The 15,585-nt window shown below is 43.5% G+C and carries 12 protein-coding genes and 1 tRNA gene; 5 read left to right on the forward strand and 8 right to left on the reverse strand.

All coding sequences use genetic code 11. The features are described 5' to 3' along the window. The first annotated feature begins 131 nt into the window (after positions 1–131). Positions 132–473: a helix-turn-helix domain-containing protein gene (locus ACYVRH_RS02015; protein ID WP_461255258.1), complete on the forward strand. Its 342-nt coding sequence runs from the start codon at positions 132–134 to the stop codon at positions 471–473. Positions 474–1,185: 712 nt separating this feature from the next. Here the strand turns inward: ACYVRH_RS02015 and ACYVRH_RS02020 are convergent. The 4 genes from ACYVRH_RS02020 to ACYVRH_RS02035 all read right to left on the reverse strand — a co-directional run bounded on the left by ACYVRH_RS02020 (position 1,186) and on the right by ACYVRH_RS02035 (position 3,675). Then, positions 1,186–1,259 (reverse strand) — tRNA-Ala (locus ACYVRH_RS02020). 37 nt (positions 1,260–1,296) lie between these two features. Continuing rightward, positions 1,297–2,670 (reverse strand): tRNA (N(6)-L-threonylcarbamoyladenosine(37)-C(2))-methylthiotransferase MtaB, encoded by a 1,374-nt coding sequence (mtaB, locus tag ACYVRH_RS02025; protein WP_461255259.1) that lies wholly within the window; start codon positions 2,668–2,670, stop codon positions 1,297–1,299. Positions 2,671–2,683: 13 nt separating this feature from the next. After that, positions 2,684–3,316, reverse strand: coding sequence for a tetratricopeptide repeat protein (locus ACYVRH_RS02030; protein ID WP_461255260.1), 633 nt, complete (start codon positions 3,314–3,316; stop codon positions 2,684–2,686). Beyond that, positions 3,313–3,675 carry a bactofilin family protein gene (locus tag ACYVRH_RS02035; protein ID WP_461255261.1) on the reverse strand — a complete coding sequence of 121 codons (363 nt, stop codon included), beginning with the start codon at positions 3,673–3,675 and terminating at the stop codon, positions 3,313–3,315. Before ACYVRH_RS02035 ends, ACYVRH_RS02030 begins: the two co-directional genes overlap by 4 nt. 98 nt (positions 3,676–3,773) lie before the next feature. Here ACYVRH_RS02035 and pta point away from each other — a divergent pair, with 98 nt between their 5' ends. Both pta and ACYVRH_RS02045 read left to right on the forward strand, forming a co-directional pair. After that, positions 3,774–4,772: a phosphate acetyltransferase gene (gene pta / locus ACYVRH_RS02040; RefSeq protein ID WP_461255262.1), complete on the forward strand. Its 999-nt coding sequence runs from the start codon at positions 3,774–3,776 to the stop codon at positions 4,770–4,772. Positions 4,773–4,870: 98 nt separating this feature from the next. Beyond that, positions 4,871–5,785: a hypothetical protein gene (locus ACYVRH_RS02045; RefSeq protein ID WP_461255263.1), complete on the forward strand. Its 915-nt coding sequence runs from the start codon at positions 4,871–4,873 to the stop codon at positions 5,783–5,785. 129 nt (positions 5,786–5,914) lie between these two features. Here ACYVRH_RS02045 and ACYVRH_RS02050 read toward each other — a convergent pair whose 3' ends face one another. From ACYVRH_RS02050 to cfpA, 3 genes are all read right to left on the reverse strand, one after another. After that, entirely contained in the window at positions 5,915–8,611 is a 2,697-nt protein-coding gene (locus ACYVRH_RS02050; protein ID WP_461255270.1) for a putative PEP-binding protein, read from the reverse strand. Between the two features lie 6 nt (positions 8,612–8,617). Further along, positions 8,618–9,637, reverse strand: coding sequence for a hypothetical protein (locus ACYVRH_RS02055; RefSeq protein WP_461255264.1), 1,020 nt, complete (start codon positions 9,635–9,637; stop codon positions 8,618–8,620). 90 nt (positions 9,638–9,727) lie between these two features. Then, positions 9,728–11,731 (reverse strand): cytoplasmic filament protein CfpA, encoded by a 2,004-nt coding sequence (cfpA, locus tag ACYVRH_RS02060; RefSeq protein ID WP_461255265.1) that lies wholly within the window; start codon positions 11,729–11,731, stop codon positions 9,728–9,730. A 142-nt stretch (positions 11,732–11,873) separates the two neighbouring features. Between cfpA and ACYVRH_RS02065 the strand changes: the two genes are divergently transcribed. Then, positions 11,874–12,467 carry a hypothetical protein gene (locus ACYVRH_RS02065; protein ID WP_461255266.1) on the forward strand — a complete coding sequence of 198 codons (594 nt, stop codon included), beginning with the start codon at positions 11,874–11,876 and terminating at the stop codon, positions 12,465–12,467. Positions 12,468–12,515: 48 nt separating this feature from the next. Beyond that, positions 12,516–13,988, forward strand: a complete 1,473-nt coding sequence (locus ACYVRH_RS02070; protein WP_461255267.1) for a pallilysin-related adhesin — start codon at positions 12,516–12,518, stop codon at positions 13,986–13,988. Here ACYVRH_RS02070 and gdhA read toward each other — a convergent pair. Beyond that, positions 13,985–15,322 carry an NADP-specific glutamate dehydrogenase gene (gene gdhA / locus ACYVRH_RS02075; RefSeq protein WP_461255268.1) on the reverse strand — a complete coding sequence of 446 codons (1,338 nt, stop codon included), beginning with the start codon at positions 15,320–15,322 and terminating at the stop codon, positions 13,985–13,987. The genes ACYVRH_RS02070 and gdhA overlap by 4 nt on opposite strands. Positions 15,323–15,585 lie beyond the last annotated feature (263 nt).

The following is a 15,585-nucleotide window of genomic DNA, read 5'->3' on the forward strand; positions in this document are numbered from 1 at the left end:
TTCTGCCCAGAATCGAAATTTATTCATATTTCACTACAGAAACAATGAATAAATTCATACTACAAAACAATATAACATTAATATATTCATATTGTAAAGAGGAAAATATGGATAATTTCATATTATGAGTTATGGGATTCAAGGAAAATCTCAAGGAACAGCTAAGTTTTTCCGGTATGTATGTTAAAGAACTAGCGGCCTTATCAGGTGTCAAAAAGCAAACCCTTGACACTTACTTAAATGTACATAACTGTATGCCCTCGGCAGATGCCGCCGTAGCAATAGCGCAGGCGCTTGGCGTATCAGTGGAATATCTTGTTACCGGCAAAGATGCCAGGCAAAAAATAACCCAATATCCCCCTGAAGCCAAAATGGTAGCAGATATAATTGCGCAAATGGAAAAGAAAAACCGTAAAATGGCAGTCGCCATAATAAAGTCCATGAAAAAACAGGAAGATGAAGAAAAAAAATGACCCTGCAAGAAGCCTATCAAACATTGCTTGAATGTTCTTTCTTCCATATTTTACCCTATAATCCCTTTATGTGTATAATCTTCTCCACCCCACAACAAACATATAAAAACCCATCCCACCTCAGGGGTTCGAATCCCCCCACCAGTCTTTGGAGATAAGGGGGAACAATAAAACGCACGCCGCTTAAGGCGTGTGGATGAAAAATTCTACACGTTCCGGCGCCGAACAGCTCTCCCACGATGAACGAAATGAGGCGAGATTTATCTCGCCGTCTGCGCCGCGGTCAGAGGGAGGTATGTTACAGTTTTTAGAAAAGTAATTAATCGCCATTAAAATCCTTCACTTTCAAACGCACGCCGCTTAAGGCGTGTGGATGAAAAATTCTACACGTTCCGGCGCAATAAAAATTAATAAGATGAACAAATTGAGGCGGGATTTATCTCTCCGGGCGCTACTGCCTCACCTAAAGGTTCGGCGCATTTATACAATTTGGGGATTTTATTAAGCGCCACGCTATGCCGCATTATTCATCCACACGGCTTCGCCGTGCATCTTTGAGCGCCATCCGCGCCGCGGGCAAAACTGAAGCTCTCTCCAACCCACAATAAACATATAAAAACTCTTCCCTCTTCAGGGGTTCGAATCCCCACTCACTCCAGTCAATGTAAAATTTTTCATAACATTAATTTATAAGGGTATTTAATAATATAATTGGAGATAAGGGGATTCGAACCCCTGACTTCTAGCTTGCAAAGCTAGCGCTCTAACCAACTGAGCTATATCCCCAATGCTGTACCAATTATTCCTAATTTTTTACACATTGTCAATAAACAGGGATTATCTCTGCAACTGCGTCATACTCCTCTGCTTTATCCGTATCATGCCTTTCCAGCAATTTACACCGTAAAACTTCTCCGGGTGGAGGGGGCTTTTCTCCATTATAAACAATCAATATTTTCAGGTAGTTCTCTGAAACTCCTCTACACGATTTTCCGCCGCCTTTTTCTACAAGCACGTCAACTTCGCGGCCAAACCAGCGATGGGCATAGTTTGCCCTGCCCTGCTCCGCCAAGGCTGTAAAAAGACCGAGTCGCCTTGTTACTTCAGTTTCATGTACTGTTCCGGGAAATGAAAAGGCGGCGGTTCCCGGTCTTTTTGAATAAGGAAATACGTGTATCCATGCAAAATCCAGTTTCTTGCACAATTCATAAGTTTCTTTAAACTCTCTCTCTGTTTCTCCGGGGAATCCTGTGATAATGTCGCAGGCAAGGAACGGATCGCCCTTGGCGCGGCGTAAAAGAGAAACGGCGTCTTCAACGGTTTTTCCGCCGTAAGAACGTCCCATTTTTTCTAGAATTTTTTTACTGCACGATTGAATCGATAAATGAAAATGAGGGCGTATGCGTTTATTCGCTAAAACGCCGGCAAGCTCTTCATCAATACTGTCAGGCGCGAGACTGGATAAACGCAGGGCGATTTTTTCAGTGCCATTTAAAAGATACTCTAAAAGCCGCGCAAGATTTAAATTCGCGCAATTTTCAATTTCATTTTTATCGCGGTACTGGCTGATATTTACGCCAGTCAGCACAGCTTCAGCGTGGTTTTTATCCAGTATCCGCAAGCGCGATAAAACCTCGTCCGCGTCAAGACTGACACTCGCGCCGCGCGCAAGGCGAATTCTGCAGTAGGTGCAGTTATTGTTACATCCGTCCTGTATTTTCAAAAAACTTCTTGTATGGCTGGAAAAGCTTTGAGGATTAAATTGAAATATCCTGTCCCGCGCATCCGACTGCGGACTTTCAGAAAATTTTTCCAACATACCGCCTATTTGTTCATTTTCATTGTAATAAGACGGCAGATCAATGATACTGTCCTTTTTAATTACAAACAGCCTTTTCTTTTTACCGTTGTCCAGCTTTAATAGATCTTCCCTGTTCAACTGCGCGTAACATCCTGTAACAAGAACGCTGCTTTCAGGATAATCGCGCAACGCTTTTCTTATAACACGCCTTGCTTTTTGATCGGCTTTCGAGGTTACAGTACAGGTATTAATAATAACAATAGATGGTTCTTCTGCCGCCCGTCCGCCGTCAAATTTCAACAGATCAAACCCCGCCCTAAGAAAAGCGTCAGTAATTGCCTCGCTTTCCAGTTGATTGAGTTTACAGCCTAATGTTTGTATTAAAAATGACAGCATTAAAAGCGGCGCTTTACTGGGTGTTCATAACTTGCCTGATTCGTTCAATCCCGCGTTGAGCGTCAGTTAATTGTGAATTAAGGGAAAGAGCGCGTTCATAAGCCTCTATCGCGCTGTTAAAATCCTTGGCGTTTTCGCGAGTGTACGCAAGCCTAACCCACCACGCCGCATTATTTGGCACCCAGTGAACCGCAGTTGAAAGGGCGATATCGGCATGACGGAATTTCCCCTGACGGATGTATATTTCTCCCATCAAATAATAAACCTGATCAATGCGCTGTCCTTCAGGAGCGGCGCTCGCATATTCTTGCAAATACTGCAACGCTTCATCATTTCTGCCCTGATAATAACTGATTTCCCCCATAATCTGGGTAATTCTCACGTCAAAACGGTTTAAAGCTCTTGCGGCGCGGGCATAGCGCATGGCTTCTTCCAAACGGTTCAAGCGGATTAAAGCCCAGCAGATAACAACATGCGACTCAAGATTATTGGGGTTTTCGGCAAGTTCCTCACGGCAAATAAGGACCGCCCTTTCAAAATTTCCGGCGCGATATTCAGCTAACGCATCGGGATGGTTTTGAGCGTAAACGCCAAAGGTGAGGATAAAAAGAAAACCCGCCGTTATTAATTTAATTTTTATCTTCATAACAGATTTTTCCCAACCATTGTGCATCTGCCATTAAATACGCATCCTGTTTCCATAAAGATTTCAGGAGCCGTAACATTTCCCGACAACTTGCCGGATAATGTAACTTCCACTTTTTCAATAGCGGTAACATCGCCCTTTACCTGTCCGCGGATTAAAACGCGCAAGGCGTGAATATTGGCGTTTACTACGGCATTTTCATCTATAACCAGCAAGCCGGAAGCGTTAATTTCCCCTGAAACCCTCCCCCTTATAAGAAAAGGTTTTTCAAAACGTAATGTCCCAGTAAAATCAATATCTGGAGACAGAATTGTGTCAAAATCCGCATCTTCCAGAAAATCATTGTATACTTCAGTCACCTACGCCCCCATGTAAATAAAAATTATAACAAATTATTATGGCTTGCGCAAGTTATGAAAAGGAGTTATCATAAATTTGTTATTTTTAAGGAGGAAACATGGATTTTGTATCAATTATGAAAACAAAGGCCGCCTCAGCGCCTAAAAGGCTTGTATTACCTGAAGGCAGCGAAGAGCGGACAATCAGAGCGGCAAGAATTCTGCTGGACGAGAAAATAGCCGCAAGCATTACACTGTTGGGAAATATCGCGGATATACGGGCTTCCGCGATGAAAGAAGGCGTTGATCTTGAAGGCATAGCCCTTCTTCACCCGGGAGTTGACGGTTCAGTTTTAAGCAAATACGCCAATGAATATTATGAACTGCGAAAACACAAAGGCATGACGCCTGAACAGGCAAAAACTGACATTACAGCCCCCCTGCGCTGGGGCGCGATGATGGTTCACATGGGAGACGCTGACGCGATGGTCGCTGGCGCCATAAATACTACAGGCGACTTACTGCGCGCGGGGCTTGCCATTATCGGGACGGCGCCCGGCATTAAAAACGCTTCATCTTGTTTTGTAATGACCGGAATGGATCCGCAATACGGAAAGGAAGGATCGCTGATTTTCTCCGACTGCGCGGTAATACCCGACCCGCTTGCCGAACAGCTTGCCGATATTACGGAATGTGCGGCTCAATCATGCCGTGAGTTCCTAAATACCGAACCGGTAGCTGCCCTTTTATCCTTTTCATCAAAAGGTTCTGCAAAGCATGACAATGTTACAAAGGTGCAAAACGCGGTAGGAATCCTTGAAAAACGAAATCCCAAGTTTATCTTTGACGGTGAATTACAGGCTGATGCCGCTTTAGTTCCTGGGGTACTGGATAAAAAAGCACCCGGAAGCCCCGTAAGAGGCAAAGTTAACGTACTGATTTTCCCCGATTTAGGCTCAGGTAATATAGGCTATAAACTGGTTCAACGCCTTGGCAAAGCTCAAGCCTATGGGCCGTTCCTTCAAGGGTTTGCGAAACCAATAAGCGATCTTTCAAGAGGCGCTTCGGTTGATGATATTGTAACTACCTGTGCTGTAACATTATCGCGGGCAAAATAATTTGTCAAAATGTTTAAGTAAAAACAGTTGCTAAATTTATATGAATCGGATTATAATTATTTTATAATCTTTATTCCAAGAATATTTAGGAGGAATTAATGGCAACTATAAAAAAACCGGCAGCTAAAAAAGCTCCGGCTAAAAAAGCGGCGGTTAAAAAACCGGCGACAAAAGCTCCAGCCAAAAAAGCGGCGGCAAAAGCCCCGGCTAAAAAACCGGCGGTTAAAAAACCGGCGGCAAAAGCTCCGGCTAAAAAAGCGGCGGTTAAAAAACCGGCGGCAAAAGCTCCGGCTAAAAAAGCTCCGGTCAAAAAATCGGCGGCAAAAGCCCCGGCTAAAAAACCGGCAACTAAAGCAACTGTTGCTAAAGCAACTGTTGCTAAAGCAACAAGTACTAAAGCTGCTCCTGTTAAAAAAGCCGAGCCAACATCGACATTAAAACCAGTAGAAGTTAGCGATGTTCCGTTCCGTAATCTGTTCGACGCTTACCATCAAGGAAAACTTCCTTTTGCTCAAGGGTATATTGTTTCTTCATTCTTCAGTGAAACATCATACTATTCAATTTACGAAATTGTATCCTATGCCGGCGTAAAAGAAATCTTTATGACGGAAACAGGCTTGCAATTTGTAACAGGCGGGAAGAAGTTGTACATTCTGGTTGAACCTGACACATATCAGGTTAAGTTTCAGGAACCTGTTTCAAGGGCGGAAGGCGAGAAAATTCCAAAACGTTTCGACGAATTGGAAACAATTATCACAAAAAATCAATCAAAGATTTATATAGCAAAAGAGCCTAATGAAAGTTTTGGTTCATTTACCATTCTTAAACCGTCAGGGAGTAACTTTGCGATAGTGTTCTATCAAACGCCTGAATTGTATAAAAAACTTGCCGAATTCTTTGTAGAATCACTTAACAGGCAAAGAAAAATACCCGAACATGACGCAAAAGTGGTCGCGCAGAAAATTACGGAAATCTTGAAAAAATACATGAGTTTTGAAGGCGAGTATAGGTAAGAAATGCGGTTTTAAAACGAATCTGACCACTCCAGAGTGGTCAGATTTTTTTTATCTAAATTAATATTTTAAAATGTCTAAACGTTTGACCATCTACCATTCAACTCTGGAAGATGGTCAGATGGTCAGTTACTTTGCCTCAGCAGCTTTAGCTTTATCAATTTCCGCCTGTGCTACCGCTAATAATGCTATTGGCACCGAATATGGGGAACAGGATACATAGTTTAGGCCGGCATCCATGCAGAAGCGGACGTTCGCGGGATTGGCTCCATGCTCACCGCACAAACCGCAGACAAGATCCGGGCGGGTCAGCCGTCCGCGATCCGTCGCAAGGGCGATAAGTTCTTTAACTCTTGGATCCAATGTGCTGAACGGGTTGCCGTTGATAAGGTCAAACAAAGTGTAGTCAGGCATAAACGCGGTAAAATCGTCTCTGGATATGCCCAAAGTAGTCTGAGTCAGGTCGTTCGTGCCAAAGCTGAAAAAACGCCCATACTTTGCGATTTCTCCGGCTCCTAGGGCAGCGGCTGGAAGCTCAATCATGGTACCAATCTTGTATTCAACTTCTTTGGCTTTTAACTCTTTTCTGTGCGCTTCTTCAACGTCAACAATGCCTAAATAGTTGGAACCTTCGATCTTTTTGCCGTAAGCAATAAGTTTTAATTCAGCGGCATTCATTACAATTGGAACCATAATTTCAGGACGCGCGTCAATTTTTTCCGAGCGCAGTTTATACGCGGCTTCAAAAATAGCTTTTACCTGCATCGCGTAAATCTCCGGGTAAGAGACGGCAATACGGCATCCGCGATGTCCTAACATTGGGTTAAATTCATGAAGAGCGTCAACGCTGGCGACAATATCCGCTTTTGACGGTTTAGTTCCTTTAACTTTCGCCACATGGTCGATATAACCTTGTAATTCATCATTAGTATGGGGCATAAATTCATGAAGCGGTGAATCCAAAAGGCGTATTGTAACTTCCTTTCCTTCCATTACTTTCATGATGTTGTAGAAATCATCCCTTTGCATTACTTGCAGTTTATTAAGCGCTTTCTGACGTTCTTTGTCGTCATCGGAAAGAAGCATATCGCGGAAAACATTGATGCGTTCCGCTTTAAAGAACATATGTTCCGTGCGGCACAAGCCTACGCCAAACGCTCCGAAATCCAATGCAAGCTTGGCGTCCCTTTGAGTATCCGCGTTACAACGCACATGGAATTTTTTCAGGAAGCTCTTGGAAAGTTCGATAAAGTCCAACAGCCCCGACCCCTGAGGATCAGGCTCGATAAGTTCCGCCGCTCCAAGATACGCTTTTGACTCGCCGTAGAAAGGAACGTCGATGGTGATGTAACTTCCCTCTGAGAAAGCAAAATCGCCAAGAGTCGCTTTTGTTCCTTTGATCTTAAGCTCCGGAGACACGAGCGACACTTTCCCGTACTGGCGCGCAACTACGGACGCGTGGGCGGAATATCCGCCTTCAGCGGTTAAAACGCCCGCGCTTACTTCAATAGCTTTTACGTCTTCAGCGAAAGAAGATTCAAGACAGAGAATAAAACTGTCTTTGCTTCCTTGCTGTGTGGCAAGTTTTTTTGCTTCCAACAATGCGTCCGTGCTAAAATATACGCGTCCTATCGCGGCTCCCGGCGCTCCGGCAATACCGCCCTTCCACGACTTAAAATCTTTGACGCTGGCAGGATTAATTACAGGATGGAGAATTTCATTAAGCCTTATCGGATCAATCGCTTTTACCACATAAGCAGCGTCAACAATCTTACGCTTTTGAAGATCAAGCAACAGTTTAAGATCGGCTTGCGTGGATTTTTGATCCACAAGCCTCTGCTCTATCAGCCAGAGTTTCCCGTTTTCTACGGTAAAGCGAACTTGGCGAATTTCCTTGAATTTGTCTTCGAGAGTCCATGCGATTTTTTCAAGCTGTTTAAGGTGAGCCTGGTCTATTTTATTAATTTCGTACCCCGTAGCGCCAATTTCATTGAACTTGCCGGTAAAATAACTGCCCTGGAGTTTCTTCTCGCCCGTCACGACATTACGGCTGAAGAAATAACCTGAACAGGAATCCTTGCCGTAATTTCCGTATACCATAGGCTGAATGGCAATGGCAGTATCATTATTATTTTGTTCGTCCATTTTAAGCAATTTGGAAATTTCACTAATGGTTATCATTAACTGCGATTCCGCATCGTCAAAGAAACCTTTGGGGAAATATTTGGCATAATCGTCCATGTATTCCTCGGCGGTTTTTTTCTTTGGCAACGGAGTTTTATCCTCATCGTGCAGTTCATTGGAAGGCCCTTTAATGCCCAACAATCTTTTAATTAGTTTGTTTTTTTCGGCAATTTCTTCCTTCTCTTTGGTTTTGCCTTCAAGTTCTTTTATCTTCTCTTCGATGTTCATCATGCCGTTGATCATAAATAAAACTTCATTCGCGGCAAAATCCTTGCCTACCCACTTTGCAAAACCTTCAAGAACAGGCCTTGCAAGCCCGAAATTGTGCAATACCGGGTAAGTTGTAATTGCCATGTTTGAAGAAATAATTACTTTTAAGAGCATGGGGTTTTCAGCGTCGCCGTAGGTCTTGCCCACTAATTTAGCGCATTTTCCCAAAAGATCCGAAACGTCTTTTTTTATTGCCTTTGTATCAAGTTCCGAAGCAAGTTCGGTATCCAGAATAATTCCCGGCAGTATCGGAAAACCAAGTTCGGCAAATTCATTCGCCTGCCGTCCTCGGATACCTAATAATTCAGGCGCAACCTTACTGGGGATAACGTCTTTCTGGCTGAAAAAATGTATTCTTGAGTCCATATAAATTCCTTATTAAAATAGTTTAAGCACGGAATTAACCGGCCCATGCAGGAACGCTTCAAACATATGACTGGCTCCCTGCGCCAGATAACGTTGCAGCTTCGCTACATCTTGAATTTCACTTCCGGCTACGGCAAATTCAATGGCGCTGCCATGTTTTACCTTGCCCCATTTAAACAATGAGTTAATATCAAGTATTCTTTCACCTTCGTAATAAATGAAAACTTCCAGAGCGGGATGTTTGGCTTTATAACTTGCAATAATCCTCTTCCATGCTTCAACGTTTCCATTATGGAAAAGCTCATTCTGTACAACAACCGCATAGCGGGGAGTCATCTTCGCAGGTCCGCCGGATGATTGTACCTGCACTATACTGGCCGCTTTCTTTACGGGAGCATCTGCTCCTGCGGCTTTTTTAGGCGCGGCTTTTCCCTTAGCGGGAGTCTTTGCCTTTGCTTTCGCGGCAGGTTTGGCTTCATCTGCTTTCTTGGGTTTAGAAACTTTTTTAACGGTGAATTTACCCTTTGTAAGAGCCGCAGGAGCGGTGACCTTTGAACCTTCAAAAAGCTTTAATGCAAGTTCCGCCGCTTTCTGGCAATTTTCATCGGCTACTTTATCCTGTAAACCGGCATATACTACCAGCAACTCGCGTTTGCGAAGCTGTCCAAAACCCGCAAGTTCTTCCGCTACTTTGGGATTTGCTATTAATAGCCCCATTTCCGGGTGCATATAAGCCGCTACAAGGTCAACGCCGTTCCACTTTCCGAATTCTTTTGCCAGTACGGAAAGATCACTGACCGTTGATTCCAGATTGGTTGATGCGGATTTGTAACCAAGTTTATCAACCAATAACATTCTTAACAGCAGGCCTATTCTGCCGCTTGTTAATTCCTCATCATCCAATTCATAAATAATATCGCCAAGATTTGAATTGGCTTTTGCGGCAATTTCCATTGTTTTTTTAATATGTCTAACCGCGCTGTTAAAACCAGAACGGGTAGAAAGAATTTCAAGATTTGCGCTTTCTGCCATATATCCTCCTTATATAACAAATAATAAAAAACGCCCCCGAACAAGTCTTCGGGGGCGCTAAATAAACATACGTCCTACAGTACCCTTATTTTAGAGTTCTGCAATCCCGCCGCCACCGCCGCGTGAAGGTTTTTTCGCCTTTGCTTTTGAATCAACAACACCTTTACTGGCCGCCGGCTTTTTTGCTGGCGCTGCTTTAGGAGCCGCAATTGCCGCCGGTTTGGCTTTGGGAGCCGCTGCCGCAACAGCAGGTTCTTCTTCAACTGCGGAAGAGAAAGACTGATTGATGTCTTCACGAACTGTTGACCTTCTGCGGCTGAATGACGCAAACGCGGCATCCGCGAAGCCCTTCGATACGCCGTGAAGGAATTCGTTAAGTACGTTAGCCATTGCGTCCAGAGTGACTTTTTTCCTCTTGATAGAAGTAATATCAACGTCCAAAAGAAGTCCCGGAAGCAAATGGTACGGATTGATCATGTAATCCAATTTGAAATACTCTTTTTCAAGGAAGTCGAGCCTTTCTTCCATAACGCGCCTTTCGATGGGGTACAGGTAATCGTACATCTTTTTCATTCTGTTGCGCATTAATATAATGCGGCTGCGAATCCTGTCTTTTTCCCAAATGTAGGTGCGGTTGGATTTTTCAACTTCGGTTTCAGCCGCTTTGATAAAGGAAATCTCGTCCCATACCTTTGCGATATCTTCGTACAGGGGCTCGCCGGATTTTTCTTTAATTGTCTTGCGAATCCTGGGCTTATTCTTTTTGGCCAAATCATCAAAATCGTTAATATTAAATGCGTTCTTCTTGTCCTGATAGATAACTTCCAAAACATCCCACAGGTGCTGAATTTCAGTCTCGAAGCTCTTGATCATTACATCGTAGGCCTTGCGGTCTTCGATAAGCTGGGCATTGTCAAAATAGCGGAGCTTAATACTATAGCGCTCGTCGGGCAGATTGGCGAGATCAGTGTCTTCATATTCGCGGAGGACAACTTCACGTCCATTCTTGAGGTTTTCAATGTACTGATATCCCATTCTTGAAGTGTCAAGAATCGCGGTGAGCGAGTTAATCGCGGTGTTAAAGCCTCGGTTGCGGATATTTTCCAAATCAATGATCTTTTTAATGTTTTCGCGGATATTGAGAGCGTCATAAGCTTCAGGATCAATTTCGGCGCGAAGGTCGGCAATCTTTTCGAATACCCTCTTCGCCAAGATGTTATAACGCTTAGCTTTAGGATCATCAATTTCATCATCTGTTACTGTTTCAATTTTATTCAATTTGTTGAAGATGATTTCGCTGTCAGAAAGCTCTTCAAGTCCCTGATCGACTCTGTTGTCTTTAATTTGTTCAATAATCTTATCAATATTGTCGATGAGGTGTTTTGAGAGCAAGTCTTTGATAATGTATTCAACGGTAACTTGATAATGGAATATCGGGCTGATTAATTCTGAATCAAGAATGTTGACTGAAAGTTTTACGTCGGTTACCGTCTTGGGTTTAATCTGGTTATCTTTGAATGCGCACTTTACAATTGAGTACGCGTTCTCACCGCGGACGAAAGCGCCCGTGTCGGTCTTCTGGCGAAGGATGCTGTTGGTGTGCGTTTCAAGTTCGTTGACGCCTCTTTGAATATGACCTTGCAAGTGGCCATACATATTTACCATGGATTTTTCAATTTCACCGGTATTGAACTTGTCGGCTCCGCCAACGGCGTCAAGCAAATCGGCAATTTCTTTCGGCGTGTACCGTGTCAGAACTTTAGTTTCTTCCTTGTCAATAAAGTTTCTGACTTTCTTTACCATTTCATCTTCACTCGTTACCATGTAACGGTTGAACATATTCTGGTAGTTCTGATTAAAGTAATTGTACAGTTTCTCTTTAAGGCTGCCCATTATGTCAAGGCGTTCAAGAACGTCTTTAGGCAGTCTAGCCGTCAGGTGGTGGATAACTTTATTAGTTTCCTCCTCCAATAATAAATTAACTTCAGCCTGCTGATCACGATATTCCTGCGCTAATGAATTGCGTGAACCGACTGCACTTGGTTTCTCCGGATGAAATACATTCGGGGATTTGGGCAGATCAATTGCTCCCATATAAACTCTCCTTAATAAATTAGTTTTTTACACAACTTATATAGAGAATAACATATTTCCGTTCTGAATGTAAAGACATTTTTGACAAAAAATCAAAAATTAAAAACTAGCTATTTTCCTCTGAATATGCTAAAATTTCAACATGAAAAGAATAGCTTTATTTAAAGAATATTATAGATTCAGAATCGGCCTTAAAAATCTAAAAATCATACTATTTTGGGTTTTTACGGTATTTTCCGGTCTTTCTCCTGTATATGCCCAACGCGCTCCAATAGATATTTTTTTGATAATTGACGGCTCATCCTCGCTTACGGCGGTAAAAAATGAAGTTACAACATGGGTTTCAGGGCGTTTGGACCAGATACTGGCAGAAGGAGACAGGGTTACAGTCTGGAACGCAGGGGCGCAATCGAAAGTAATTTATTCGGGGAAAACAGAAGGCGCCCCCGGCAAGGAAGCGGTAAAGAAAAGCATTCGGGATATTGCTCCTTCCGGGAACAATCCCGATTTTTCCGGCGCTTTGCGCGATGCGGCATCCCGGCAAAGTTCAGGCTACAGTTACACTCTGTTAATCAGCGCCTCTCCTGCGGCGCTTTCTTCCATTCTTTCAACCCGGCAGGCCGGTCTATTGCGTTTTTCCCGAGTGGAGGAATTCACAAATTGGCGCGCTCTTGTCGTAGGCTTAAATATTGACGGGAAAGTAAAAAAATCGGCATCGGCGTTCTTTGCCCAATAATCGCATTGTAGAATCGCCGTAAAATATGTGATAATGTAATAAGTATAAATGAAAAAAACATTTGTTAGTTTTTCCATAGGAATTGCCGTATTGTCAGTGACGTTGATAATTTTTTTAGCAACCGGATCATGGAAACGGATTTTTAGATCGCAAGCTGACGAAAATGTCAGGACAAAAATAGTAATTCCAAAAGAAACATATATGTACTCATCCGCCGAACAATCCGAGCAAATGAATTGGGATGAAACCATCACTACTAAAATACCGCTGGAAAGCGGGGAAACGGTAATAGCTACGCTGAACAGGGAAAGCGAAGAAAATATACCGGAAGAACAATTTGTAGTTTATCGCACGTCCAAAGCTACCGACCCCGTGTTCATCACCTTTTTGGGTTATGATGAAAACACGCGCGGATACAGACGGATTTGGAACGCGCCTACCATAGCAAGCCGAAGCGAAACCATCACTCTTTTTAGCCAGGACTTAATAGGGGACAGAAACAACTGCATAATTGTAACCGGAATGAATCAAAAAAACGAACACACAATGACCGTATTCAGGCGCAGTCCGAATCAGGCTAGAGGACAGCCTTATAGGGAAATAGCGGAATTGCAAAGTACGGGTTCCGTTATAATTCAGCAAACGGCTCGCTCGTTGGCATACCAGCAGGGGTTAACAAAAGGACAGAGCTTTAACATTGCAACTTACGGGCATGACAGCGCGTCGTCCAATATACTGGATCAAATTGAAACTATTTACGCGTTTAACTCAGCCAATGAGAGATATGAGCAGATAAACGTATCCAGAATACCCGGTTCACAAATTGAACAGCGCCGTCTTAGGGAACTGTTAAGCGGCGCTCCCGGCGTTTTTGAAAAATTTATAAATGACCTGTGGTACTATATAAGTCCTCAAGGCACAATCGACACAAAACAGTACATCTATTTTGATCCCATAAAAAAAGAAATTATATTTTTCGGCGATGAAGCCCAACAGGTTTTTACTTGGCAAAGTTCCACCCCGTCAAGGTACGGTTTAAATATTAGAAGTCAAAATATATCAATAAGCACATTACTGCGCTTCATTGAAGTCGAACTTGAATCGATGGACAGTATTAGGCTTCGCGTTACCGAGGATGTGAGGCTTAGAATCACGGCCGGCACTTCATGGGATGGTTCCTACCGCAGGGCGGGATCCGCCAACTTTAAAGAAATATTAACCCAGTTAAAGCCGACAATTGACGCGGTTTATGACTCATCATGGGGCAGGGTTCAATTTAACAATACAGGCGAATATACGATTACTTCAGTTGGGAATGTGAAAAAAGGACGCTATATTTTCTATAAAATAAACAACAGCGATTTATTGGAATTACGCCCCGAAGGAGGGGATGAAAACCGTCTTGTTTATAAAGCCGAAGCTGTCGCCGGGGTTGTGATTCTTTCACGCGTCAGGGTAGGAATAAATGGGGTTCAAGACTTGCTTGAACCCCCTGTTACGCTTACTGCTCCTATTAATTAAATAACGCCTTGTTCCAGCATGGCTTTGGCTACTTTCCTGAAGCCGGCTATGTTTGCGCCTACAACAAAATTGCCGGGTTTGCCGTATTCTTTGGATGCTTCATCCAACTTGCGGAAAATGTTACCCATGATGGTTTTCAGTTTTGCGTCAACATCTTCAAAAGTCCATGAAAGGCGGGCGCTGTTCTGGCACATTTCAAGACCCGATGTCGCTACGCCGCCGGCATTTGAAGCTTTGCCCGGAAAGAACGCGATCTTATTGCTGATCAGATAGTCGGTGGCTTCAAGAGTTGTGGGCATATTCGCGCCTTCCGCGACAACTTTACATCCATTGGAGGCAAGCTTTTTTGCGTCATCAATGGTAAGTTCGTTCTGGGTAGCGCACGGAAGGGCGATGTCGCACTTAAGATCCCATACTTTGCCTTTTCCCGTCTCTTTATATTCTGCCGATTTGTGGGCTTCGGCGTACTTGGTAAGCCTTTCTCTGTTGTTAATTTTAATATCTTTTATAGTGTCGAGTTTAATCCCGTCTTTGTCATAGATAGAACCGTTGCTGTCCGTCATGCTGATAACTGTCGCTCCTAGGGCTTGAGCTTTTTCCGCCGCGAAAATAGCGACGTTACCACTTCCTGAAATCGCGACTTTCTTGCCCCTAAAGTCCTCTCCCTTTGTATTCAAATATTCATCAACTATATAAACAAGGCCGTAACCTGTGGCTTCGGTTCTTACAAGGCTTCCGCCCCAATCAAGTCCCTTTCCCGTTAAAACGCCTTCAAAGGCATTTCTTATTCTTTTGTACTGACCGTACATAAAACCGATTTCCCTGCCGCCTACGCCGATGTCTCCAGCGGGAACGTCAGTGTCCGGCCCGATGTGGCGGAACAACTCTGACATAAAAGACTGGCAGAAACGCATTACTTCGTTATCGCTCTTCCCCTTGGGATCAAAATCGGAGCCGCCTTTGCCGCCGCCCATTGGAAGGCCAGTTAGGGAGTTTTTAAATATCTGTTCAAAACCAAGAAATTTAATAATACTTAAAGTTACCGAAGGATGGAAACGTAAACCGCCCTTATACGGGCCGATTGCGGAACTGAATTGAACGCGGTAACCTCGATTTACCTGCACTTTACCGGCATCGTCAATCCAAGGAACCCTGAAACTAATAGCGCGTTCAGGCTCAATTAACCTTTCCAAAAGTCCGGCCTTTTCATAGGTGCTGTCTTGATCGACAATGATCCTAAGCGATTCTAAAACTTCTTTTGCTGCCTGTAAAAATTCAGGCTGCCCCGCATCCCTTTTTTCTATAATAGAGATAATTTTGTCTACGTAGCTCATATTTCCTCCATGAGTGTTTATTTAATCTCTTTATATCGTTTTTAAGAAATTATGTCAATTGCTTACACGATGTATGCCCAAGCATTTATTCAGTACAGTCAGGGCAGGGCTGCGGGTAGCAAAAACTCTGGGAGAGCCCGACTCCGAGCCTTTCCGGCGACTAAATAGCGGTGGGTAGAAAGCTTTATCTAGGGTACGTCGCCGGACTTTTATTCTCTGAATTTTCTTTGTTTTATTCCAAAGTCTCTACGTCGGGGAACCCA

The organism is Treponema sp. R80B11-R83G3, from assembly GCF_054786115.1.

What these genes read in the sequence shown, in the direction of transcription:
- ACYVRH_RS02045 (WP_461255263.1), top strand. Translation starts at nt 4,871, where the DNA reads ATGGCAACTATAAAAAAACCGGCAGCTAAAAAAGCTCCGGCTAAAAAA.
- cfpA (WP_461255265.1), bottom strand. Translation starts at nt 11,731, where the DNA reads ATGGGAGCAATTGATCTGCCCAAATCCCCGAATGTATTTCATCCGGAG.
- pta (WP_461255262.1), top strand. Translation starts at nt 3,774, where the DNA reads ATGGATTTTGTATCAATTATGAAAACAAAGGCCGCCTCAGCGCCTAAA.
- ACYVRH_RS02065 (WP_461255266.1), top strand. Translation starts at nt 11,874, where the DNA reads ATGAAAAGAATAGCTTTATTTAAAGAATATTATAGATTCAGAATCGGC.
- ACYVRH_RS02055 (WP_461255264.1), bottom strand. Translation starts at nt 9,637, where the DNA reads ATGGCAGAAAGCGCAAATCTTGAAATTCTTTCTACCCGTTCTGGTTTT.
- gdhA (WP_461255268.1), bottom strand. Translation starts at nt 15,322, where the DNA reads ATGAGCTACGTAGACAAAATTATCTCTATTATAGAAAAAAGGGATGCG.
- ACYVRH_RS02070 (WP_461255267.1), top strand. Translation starts at nt 12,516, where the DNA reads ATGAAAAAAACATTTGTTAGTTTTTCCATAGGAATTGCCGTATTGTCA.
- ACYVRH_RS02015 (WP_461255258.1), top strand. Translation starts at nt 132, where the DNA reads ATGGGATTCAAGGAAAATCTCAAGGAACAGCTAAGTTTTTCCGGTATG.
- mtaB (WP_461255259.1), bottom strand. Translation starts at nt 2,670, where the DNA reads ATGCTGTCATTTTTAATACAAACATTAGGCTGTAAACTCAATCAACTG.
- ACYVRH_RS02030 (WP_461255260.1), bottom strand. Translation starts at nt 3,316, where the DNA reads ATGAAGATAAAAATTAAATTAATAACGGCGGGTTTTCTTTTTATCCTC.